Source organism: Natronorubrum halalkaliphilum, assembly GCF_009834785.1.
Lineage (GTDB): Archaea > Halobacteriota > Halobacteria > Halobacteriales > Natrialbaceae > Natronorubrum > Natronorubrum halalkaliphilum.
This window is the reverse complement of the sequence record NZ_WUYX01000035.1, coordinates 1-9,121: the sequence shown is the minus strand read 5'-3', so window position 1 is coordinate 9,121 and position 9,121 is coordinate 1. Positions and strand designations below refer to the sequence as shown.

Genomic DNA, 9,121 nt, shown 5'->3' with positions numbered 1-9,121 from the left:
CATACTTTCTGTGCTCTCCCGAGCGCAGTTCATTACCCTGGACAGCCACTGGGTTGGCTGTTCGGGGTTTTTGCAGTTATTCACTGTCCACCCATAGCAACGCTTGTGCCGTATCGCTATGCTTAAACGACCACAGTGACAACGTTTAGGTGCGCCAAGGTGGCAGAGTCCGGCCGAACGCAGCGGCCTGCAGAGCCGCCCACCGCCGGTTCAAATCCGGCCCTTGGCTCTAGCACGATACCCTAAAGCCCAAGACGGCATTGTCTTGGTGCATATCCGCTCTGATTTCAATATCTCAGAAAACGGATAGTGAAATTGCACCGTAGATTAGTCGATTTTGAATTCGTATACCGGTATCGACTACAATACCCGTGACCACGTATACCCGGGTCCGGATACGCCAACATCCGGCAACGACGCATCAAACTCGGAGAAATGGCGTGACATGCTTCGATAGTCCTCGGCGAGATCGAGGAGCGGCAACACGGCTTCTGGACAGAGTGAGCATCACGTCAGATTTGCTCACGTCGTCGTAGTAGACTCCGACGGACGAGGAGGAGATACGCACACAGTTCCGCTTGCCGTCGGGACTCTGCGAAATGGAACGCGACGTTGTATTGATCAGTCCACGCCGAGAGCGTACCCACGATCTGGTTTGGATGGATATCCCGCCACGCCATGCAACCGTGATTGCGAAGGAGGGTTTGCCAAGAGGTTTCTACGACGACCGCAATGGGCTGTGACCACTCAGCGGCCCGCCGCAGTTCGGACGTAAATCGGTCGCGTTCCCATGTGAGTGCGGTGAGGAAGTCGTGCCCTGACTTGCGCTCGACCGCGAACCATGGGTAGTAGGTGTCCGATCCGGGTCATGAGTACAGTCGGCCGGGACAGCGTAGTCGCCGGTCGAGAGCGTCACGTCGCGCGTCTCGACTGCACACTCGTCGAACGTCCACGGATGCTGTTCGCGCGTGTCTCGCAGGACGGTTGTTGGAATCGGCTTCGCATCTCGCATCTCGGCCATAGATAAGCGGTAGGTCCGGTATCACGGGTAAACGTTCGGCGGCTGTACAGGTCATAACAAGAGATCTGCAAACGCCCAGTCGTCGGACAGCTGTGCGGCGAAGCCACACTCCTCAACGACAGTGCGGAGTCGCTCCTGAACGTCAGTATCCCAGTCGAACCCGGTTTCGGTAAACTCGGGATAGAGGGTTTCCCATCCCCAGTGTCCGCTTGTATCCGGATAGTATCCGTGCTCGATTGCACCAATGGGTCGAAAAAGCAGTCCGGGATCAGCGACGATCTCCTCCTCAAACACGTCTTCGAGAAGCGACGCGGTAGCGTGCTGGTTGGCGTGGAATGCATGTTCGATCGCTGTACTGGCCCAGAGGTCATACTGCCCTCGGACGAGCATCTCGATGTTCTCTCGGACAGGGTGCTCCGGATGTTCGATTCCCCACCCGTAACTCATCGAGTCAATCCACGGGCTCTCGTCGCCGGGGTGGCGATGAAAACGCAACTGGTAGTCGAGCGCCCCGGCTGGAATGGCTGCGACGCCATCGGTCCGACGTGTCCGGACCACCTGCTTGCCGGCGACAGTCGTGAGGACGTGACTGATGTGGGGAAACTGGTCGTAATCGTCGGTTTCCTCCCGGTCAAACGGTTCGTGTTCCGGGTATCTCTCGAATTCAAACGAGTTCTCGGGCCAGTAGGCCTCTAGCACGTCAAGCAGGAGCGGCCATCCCTCTGTCGACACCGCTGTTTCCAGTCCATCGACAACTGGTCCGAAGAACACGTCGTGGAATCCCCAGTAATGTCCGTCCTCGTAGTTTTCCCACTCTTCGGAGAGATGGCGCTCGTACTGTGCGAGTACCTGAAGGACTGCTTCGTGGTCACCGTCCACCGCCCGTTCGAGGGCGTCGACCAACTCGTCGGACGCCTTCCGTTTGACTGCCGTCGCCTCTTCGTGTTCTAGTTTCCGAATCCACGCATCGAATTCTTCCCACTCTCGTTCTCGACGTTTTTGTTCGGCGGCTTCTTGTTCCACTGGACAGTCGTGCAGGCGCAGCTTAGCCAGCGTCTCGAATATCTCGCCGCAGTTCTCACAGGTGTGGGGCATCAGCCGTGTGAGTAACTACGTTGATAGCCATCATCAAAACCCAGCTTTCTCCAGTTCGTCCAAGAACGCCGGGCGGTTCGAGTGCTTGTCTATCAGGAAATCGACAAACTCTTCGAACCGCGCTTCGGGAACCAATCCTCGCATCTCTTCTAGATGGTCGGCGATGTCTCGGTAGTGGCGTCGCCCCGTGTCGTTGGCGGCAAACGGGACGAGCAGTTCCCGGTAGAGTTCGAAGTACTCGACCGGCGCAGCGGTTGCGACTGGATCACGGTGCTGGCGAACTGACGAGAGGTCTGCGTTCTCCTTCAGTTGGACGAACGCTTTTTCGAGGTCGTCGTCGTGGACGTACAGCGCGACGAGGTCCTTTCTATCGTCCCGTTCGAAATGCCGCTCGAATTCCTCGTGGATGGACTGCCACTCCTGATCGTCACAGACCGACTTCAGGTCATCGTACGCTGCCCACTCCGTATGATCGAGAAACAACTGTTTCAGCGTGGTACGATACTCGTCCATATCCCGGTCCTCGTAGAGGTCGGCAGCGAGCCAGCGAAGTGAACGAGCAGATCGGAACGTATGGATACCACTTTCGACGACTTCGATCGCACGGTCTTCATTACCTTCGTCGATCAGCTGTCGGGCGTACTCCTCGCAGAAGCGCTTGCTTTCGAGGTAAATCCCCTCGTAGAGTTGCGAGAGGGCGCCTTCGTCGCCGAGTTCCTCGAGGATGTAAACGTGGGTCGAGAATATCCGCCGCTTCTGGAGTGACGACGATACCTTCGTGTCGGTCGTTCCTGATTCGGTCGGCTCAACGCTAGCGGTGTGTCTCTCGACGGTCGTCGGTTCATCGACTCGTAACTTCTCGAACGCGTCACCGACGAAGTACTCGAGTTTCAGTGTCCCGACGGCCAAGTGTTCGATATCTATTGCTCCACCGGTGAAATCGTCAGTGCTGAGCGGACCATCGGTGAAATCGGATACGTAGAGAACGTCACCCGTTCGCTCGGAGTGGACAGTCGACTCGTCGTCTCTCGCTGATCCGTCGGATGTATCGACGCTGTCTTCAGTGTTATTTCGTTGGTCGTCCGCTTTCGAGGGTGACTCTCCCGACAGTACTTCGTCGAGTGTGACACCGGACACGTGTGCGTCGAGTTGCTTCAGCCAATATTCGAGGTCTGTGTCCGTCGTGCAGAGCGTTCGGAGTGCGTCGTCGTAGTCGTCGCTGGCGAAGCCGTAGTCTGCCCCGACGAACTCTTCACAGAGATACTGGATGTACGGTCGCTTTCGCTCGTGGTCGAGGTCCTGTTCTGCGACCGTCTCTGCATACGACTCGATAGCGCGTTCCAACTTTCGGCCGTAGTATCCGCTGCTGTCGTCAACCCGGTCCAAGTTTTCACGTACCGCCTCGGAAACCGCTCGATAGATATCCGCTGCCGTCTCGACATGGCCTCGTTCTCGATGCGTCTCCGCGAGGTCGGTGTACTGCGAGAAGTCGATGTGCGTGTCGTGTTCGATCATCCCTCGCCGGCTGACAGCGTCGTCGAATAGTCGATTGATTTCCTGCTTGTAGTCGTAGACGGTTTTGCCCGTGTCTTCGCCGACGAACGCGACGAACCGATCGCGGATATCTCGATCCTCCGCAACGATGTCATGCAGAAACGCTCGGAGGTCCTCGGGTGCCGTCTGTTCGATCAGCGATTCGATATCGACCGTCTCGTCCCGTTCGGGATCGCTCACCGTCTCGGTGTCTCGGTCATCTACGGTGAGCAAGACCGCGACGACGTGTTTGCAGTCGCCCGCGTAGTCGTACGGACAACTGCAATGAGACCGGACCGCATCGTCCACGAGATCGAGAGCGACATCGTAGTAGTTGGATCCCCGAACAGTGGCTCTGATCTCGCCGCCGTCGATATCCAGTTCCTTCACCCGATCTTGGTGGTAATAGTTGACACCGCGCTCGAACGACTGTTCGGTACAGAGCGATCGTATTTCCTCTCGAGTCGGGTAGTCCATGTTTTGTGTCTGTATACTGTGGTACGTCCCGAAAACGTGACGCTGTGCTATCACTGACCGTGCGTTGGCGCTCTGGCACTCAGCCAGCCCCCGACAGATTGAATCGTCCGACACGCATGCGTTCAGGTACCGAATGCGGCTCGAATTCGACGACGGAACGCTCCTGCTGGAGAACGCACCTGAGACAGTCCTCTACGCGGAATGGGACGACCGTGTCGATGCGTACCGGGCACAAGCCTACCGATACCGGGCGCTCCTAGAATGGGTCGGCCAGTGGGCTGAGAACAACGGCCAGACCACACTCCAGGATGGCTTCAGCCACGACGTTACAGACGCTGCGCGAGCCTATCCCGACCTCGCTCTGACACCCGCACTCCAAATCGAACCGCGTGACTATCAGCAGGCCGCGCTTGAGGCGTGGCGGACCCACGACCGGCAGGGTACCGTCATCCTTCCAACCGGCAGCGGGAAAACCTTCCTCGGGTTGCAGGCCATCGCCGACGCCGGCGTCAGTGCACTCATCGTCACACCGACGATCGATCTGATGAATCAGTGGCACGCCACGCTGACGAATGCCTTCGGTGACCAACTCACGGAGAAGGTGGGTGTCCTCGGCGGCGGGAGCCACGAGATTACAGCACTGACCGTGACCACCTACGACAGTGCCTACCGCTACATCGACGAGTATGGCGACCGGTTTGGCCTCCTCATCACCGACGAAACACACCATCTGGCGGCCGAAACCTACCTGCAAATCCCCGAAATGACGATTGCCCCGTACCGACTCGGCCTCACTGCAACCTACGAACGGGCGGACGGCCGCGAAGAACTCCTTGAAGACCGCATGGGACCGGTCGTCTACGAGGAAGCCGTTGACGACCTCGCCGGGGAGTTCCTGAGCGAGTACGAAACCATCCAGATGTCAGTCGAACTCACCAGCGAGGAACGCACTGAATACGACGACGAGTACCAACGCTATCGGGAGTACGTCGACAATCATGATTTCGACCTGTGGAAAGAACAGGGGTACGCGGAGTTTCTCAAACGCACGTCCTACGACCCCCAGGGACGCCGCGCGCTTATTGCTAAGCAACGCGCGGAACGAATCGCTCGGACGGCGACGAAGAAACTCGACACGCTCGACAACCTCCTCAAACGTCACCACGATGACCGCGTCATCGTTTTCACCGCGAACAACGACTTTGCCTACGATATCTCTCGGGAGTTTATCCTCCCGTGTATCACTCACCAGACCGACACTGACGAACGCACCGAGATACTCGAACGATTTCGTTCAGGGGAGTACTCCATGCTCGCCACCTCGCAAGTGCTCGACGAGGGCATCGACGTGCCCGCGGCCAATGTCGGGATCATCCTCTCCGGTAGTGCTTCGAAACGACAGTATGCCCAACGGCTCGGTCGCATTCTCCGACCGACTGATGACCGCCAGCCAGCACGACTCTACGAGATTATTACGACCGACACGATGGAGACATATGTTTCCCAGCGACGCCGCGATGGGGTGAGTAGCAGTGCTGACAGCTGACCTTGCACGCTCGCGGACACGTGATGGTGAAGTTCGCCCACTGTTCATCGACATCTCCGACGAGCGGTATCGATCGACTGCAGCTACACTTATCGACCTCTTCGAGGACCACCTCGGCGAACCGAAAGGCGAGCTCGAAGCTGCCATCGACGACCTAACGGTCGACAATACCGACTACAAAATCGTCCAGGGACTGGCGAAGCTATTGAAAGACGAGTGTGAGTTCGAGCAACAGGCCACAGCCGACCCACGAGAGATTCGCCAGCGACTGTTCGAGCGCGCGAACGACCACTATCCAATCGTGCGCCAACCCACACTCGGGGAAGACACACAGAAACTCGAAGTGTACAGCGCCGTCGCTGACGAACTCGGTATCTCCCTCAAAGAGTGCTACCGGGGGATGTACGCGGATCTGGATGATAACAAGCTCTTGGTCCGATTCGGCGACCAGACTGTGGAGGACTACGACGCTGCTGAGACCACGTCGACGACGAAGTTGACCGGCAACAGCAAGCAGGCCTACGACCAGACAGCCCAGACCGTCGACTGGCTGCTGGCACGGTACAATTTGGCGCTGGCCCAAGCCGTCCTCTACGACGCGTCGAAGATGCAGATTCGGGTCTGGGACCACTTCGGCACGGTGTTCAGCTACATGAAGCTGTTCGGGTTGATGCATCGGATCTATCCAATCGATGGCGACGGCAACCGCGTTGGGAGTACCGATCTTGCAGCGGGCTACGGGGCCGATCTCGACGGCCCGGCCTCACTGTTTCGCAAGTCCCAGAAGTACGGCATTCGGATGGCCAATTTCCTCCCCGCGTTGCCGCTGTGTGACCGCTGGGAGATGCGCGCAGAAATTCTGGACGAGGAGACGGTCAGCGGCAGTAACCGCCTCACACTCGACCACACTGACGGCCTCGTCTCACACTACAGCACTGGCCAGCAGTTCGATAGCGACCTCGAACGGACCCTCGCCCGGAAGTGGGAGCGAGCGAACACTGAGTGGACCCTCACGCGCGAGGACGATGTCTTCGACCTCGGCGCGGAAGTGATGATTCCGGATTTCGCTATCGAACACCCCGATGGCAGACGGGCGATCATCGAGATTGTGGGCTTCTGGACCCCGGAGTACCTGCAGTCGAAACTGGCGAAGATTCGGCAGGTCGACGCCGACAACTTCGTGCTCGCGGTTTCTGAGCGCCTCGACTGTGCCGACGAGGACTTCGGCAATGCGTCGGAGCGCGTCCTGTGGTTCAAAAGTGGGATTCACGTCTATGACGTGGTTGAGCTAGCCGAAGAGTACGCGTCGAATACGGAGTCAGAGCGCAGTTAATCGCGCGTTCAGCTCAATCGACCGCCGTCGCCGTTCCAGTAGTGCCAGTCGTCAACCGCTTTTCTGGTATCGCTGTCCGCGTCGAGTACTTCGAGCTGCGACAAGGGGACACCGAACTCTCGGTCCATCCACTCCACGAGGACGAACATCTCACTGCTGCTGACTACTTCGTCGGTCATTCCAACGACAGGTACCTCTTCTTCCTCTCGCAGTGGTGAGATCGTCCGCTCCTTGATACACCGCGCTTGGAACGGGAAAGACATCTCACGCTCCAGATGGTAGCACCAACTGATAGCCATCTCATCTGCGGTGTAGGCATCGGTGAGTATCTCCCTCCGAATGCGGCTGTTTCGCTTTTCATCCGTTTCCTCCGTCATGGTCGTTTCTCCCTAACAATCGCGGCCGTATCAGTCGACGCAATCACGTCATCGCGCTCAACAATCTCGGCAAGCTCCGGCGGCTCGTAGACATCCTTGACGATACAGTAGTAGTGCGACGGCGTGCCGAAATCATAGACCATGCTGAGTCTGTCGCCATCCCAGAGTGTCGCACGCTCGGCGACATCTGCAATCGTCATTTCACTTGCTCTTGTGTACGACCGGCCGCCTGCTTCCTCGTACTGGTGGTCGGGAAGCACGTTGAGACTGGACTCCAGATACTCGTCTTCGAGCCCGTACATCCGGAGATGGAAGTCATCGAGCGTCGTGAACCGACAGACGAGTCTATCCAGTTCTGCTACTGTGGTCTCCGGCTTGACGACGATATCGTACCACTCGTCTCGCGCACAGCCTTTCTGCTTCCATCGGAGCCGATAGCCGACGGTTCCTATCCGCTCAGATATGTCGTCGCCAGCTTGGTCCTGTTCGTTCCCGACTGCCTCCCGCGTGTTCGACCAACAATACGAGCAGATTTCGTCGGGTGCATCGCCCTCGAGGCCATCTTTATCGATATCGGGGTCGGCGAGAAACTCCGATACCGGGACGTGCTGCGGGCGCGGATGCCGGTTACCGTGACTACACATCATCTCCCCGGGACCACCGATACCGAACGAGAAGCGATCGTTTCTCTCGCCTTGATCGGTATCCATATCGATGATATGGACTACTGTTCCGCTCCCAATCTCGATGACGAATCGCTCATCAACCTCACTCATCGTATCGCTCCTCAAGATTGTCGAGTTCGCGCCAGAACTGCTCGTTGTTGATCGGCGGCTCTGTCGACGCTCGTGCTTCCAGTATGCCCGCGTATGTGTCGAACTCCTCCGGAGTTGGATCAGTCGCAAGAATGCAGTCGGCGTAGCCGTCGATAGCTCTCTGGATGGTTTTCGCGTAGTGGTCGTAGGACCCGTCGATCCAGTTCGATTTCTCATCGACTTCCTCGAATATGGCCCGATACACCGTCGCGGCGGCCAGATACCGGTCTCGATCACGGTACTGCTCGGCAATCTCGAAAAACCGAGCGAAGTCAATCGCGTCGTACACGCTGGGGTCAGCATGCTGTTCGAATAGCTGGGCGATTTCCTCGCGGTACTCGTTGACTGACTTGTGGTCGTCACCAAACTGTGCAAGGAACTGCTCGCGTAATTCAGCGTCTTTGGCGAGTGCATCACGGACGAACCTACGCAAGTCGTCGGCCGACACGTCGTCGAGAACTGCCTCGACGTCCTCGCTGTCGTCTGCTGGCGGATCAGCGGCGATATCCAGCAACACGGCGACAACGTGTTTGCAGTCGCCACCCTCGTCGTATGGGCAGGTACACTTCGTATCGAGACTCCGTCCGCCGAACTCGATCGTCACGTCGTACAGTTTCGACCCGCTGACGGCCGCGGTAACGAGGTCGTCGAACCGGTCACGCTGGTCGATGCGTCCCTCCTTGCGGTACTTTTCTCCACGCTCGAAGACGGCGGCCGTGCTCCGATTTCGGATGGTTTCCTCGTCAACGTTCATATCCCACTGTTCGCGGGCGGGTCTAATCTGATTTCGGTTCGACAGTATCGCCTTGCCGGTTCGGGTCGGCAAGCGCCACCGTGAGTGCATCTGTCTTTAGCTAACCCTCAGCCATCGGTTGTGTAGCGGTAGCGAGCCTCTCTTGGAGGATCGGTCGTTGTTGGTGTATC

At 57.9% G+C, this 9,121-nt stretch carries 7 protein-coding genes, 1 tRNA gene and 1 pseudogene; 3 read left to right on the top strand and 6 right to left on the bottom strand.

The genetic code is table 11. From position 1 onward, the window contains the following. Positions 1-153 precede the first annotated feature (153 nt). A tRNA-Cys gene (locus tag GS429_RS11630) sits at positions 154-229 on the top strand. Between the two features lie 283 nt (positions 230-512). Here GS429_RS11630 and GS429_RS22675 read toward each other — a convergent pair. From GS429_RS22675 to GS429_RS11615, 3 genes and pseudogenes are all read right to left on the bottom strand, one after another. Next, positions 513-791, bottom strand: a pseudogene (locus GS429_RS22675) (ERCC4 domain-containing protein); the annotation flags it as partial. A gap of 281 nt (positions 792-1,072) precedes the next feature. After that, positions 1,073-2,116 carry a DUF8137 family protein gene (locus GS429_RS11620; RefSeq protein WP_160065525.1) on the bottom strand — a complete coding sequence of 348 codons (1,044 nt, stop codon included), beginning with the start codon at positions 2,114-2,116 and terminating at the stop codon, positions 1,073-1,075. 33 nt (positions 2,117-2,149) lie between these two features. Next, a complete protein-coding gene (locus GS429_RS11615; protein ID WP_160065524.1) occupies positions 2,150-4,126 on the bottom strand; it encodes an SWIM zinc finger family protein in 1,977 nt (658 codons plus the stop codon). Positions 4,127-4,259: 133 nt separating this feature from the next. Between GS429_RS11615 and GS429_RS11610 the strand changes: the two genes are divergently transcribed. Then, the gene (locus tag GS429_RS11610; protein ID WP_160065523.1) at positions 4,260-5,672 is read left to right on the top strand and encodes a DEAD/DEAH box helicase; all 1,413 of its coding nucleotides are present in this window, start codon (positions 4,260-4,262) and stop codon (positions 5,670-5,672) included. After that, positions 5,659-7,005 carry a DUF790 family protein gene (locus GS429_RS11605; protein ID WP_328821362.1) on the top strand — a complete coding sequence of 449 codons (1,347 nt, stop codon included), beginning with the start codon at positions 5,659-5,661 and terminating at the stop codon, positions 7,003-7,005. Before GS429_RS11610 ends, GS429_RS11605 begins: the two co-directional genes overlap by 14 nt. Positions 7,006-7,013: 8 nt before the next feature. On the opposite strand, the gene GS429_RS11600 is transcribed toward GS429_RS11605, so the two are convergent. From GS429_RS11600 to GS429_RS11590, 3 genes are read right to left on the bottom strand one after another with little or no spacing between them, the layout of a single operon-like run. Then, a complete protein-coding gene (locus tag GS429_RS11600; protein ID WP_160065522.1) occupies positions 7,014-7,382 on the bottom strand; it encodes a calcium-binding protein in 369 nt (122 codons plus the stop codon). Further along, entirely contained in the window at positions 7,379-8,158 is a 780-nt protein-coding gene (locus GS429_RS11595) for a hypothetical protein (protein ID WP_160065526.1), read from the bottom strand. The genes GS429_RS11600 and GS429_RS11595 overlap by 4 nt, the downstream gene beginning before the upstream one ends. Further along, positions 8,151-8,951 (bottom strand): SWIM zinc finger family protein, encoded by an 801-nt coding sequence (locus tag GS429_RS11590; protein ID WP_160065521.1) that lies wholly within the window; start codon positions 8,949-8,951, stop codon positions 8,151-8,153. Before GS429_RS11590 ends, GS429_RS11595 begins: the two co-directional genes overlap by 8 nt. Positions 8,952-9,121 lie beyond the last annotated feature (170 nt).

Coding starts and splice junctions, on each gene's coding strand:
- GS429_RS11620 (WP_160065525.1), bottom strand. CDS start 2,116: ATGCCCCACACCTGTGAGAACTGCGGCGAGATATTCGAGACGCTGGCT.
- GS429_RS11615 (WP_160065524.1), bottom strand. CDS start 4,126: ATGGACTACCCGACTCGAGAGGAAATACGATCGCTCTGTACCGAACAG.
- GS429_RS11610 (WP_160065523.1), top strand. CDS start 4,260: ATGCGGCTCGAATTCGACGACGGAACGCTCCTGCTGGAGAACGCACCT.
- GS429_RS11600 (WP_160065522.1), bottom strand. CDS start 7,382: ATGACGGAGGAAACGGATGAAAAGCGAAACAGCCGCATTCGGAGGGAG.
- GS429_RS11595 (WP_160065526.1), bottom strand. CDS start 8,158: ATGAGTGAGGTTGATGAGCGATTCGTCATCGAGATTGGGAGCGGAACA.
- GS429_RS11590 (WP_160065521.1), bottom strand. CDS start 8,951: ATGAACGTTGACGAGGAAACCATCCGAAATCGGAGCACGGCCGCCGTC.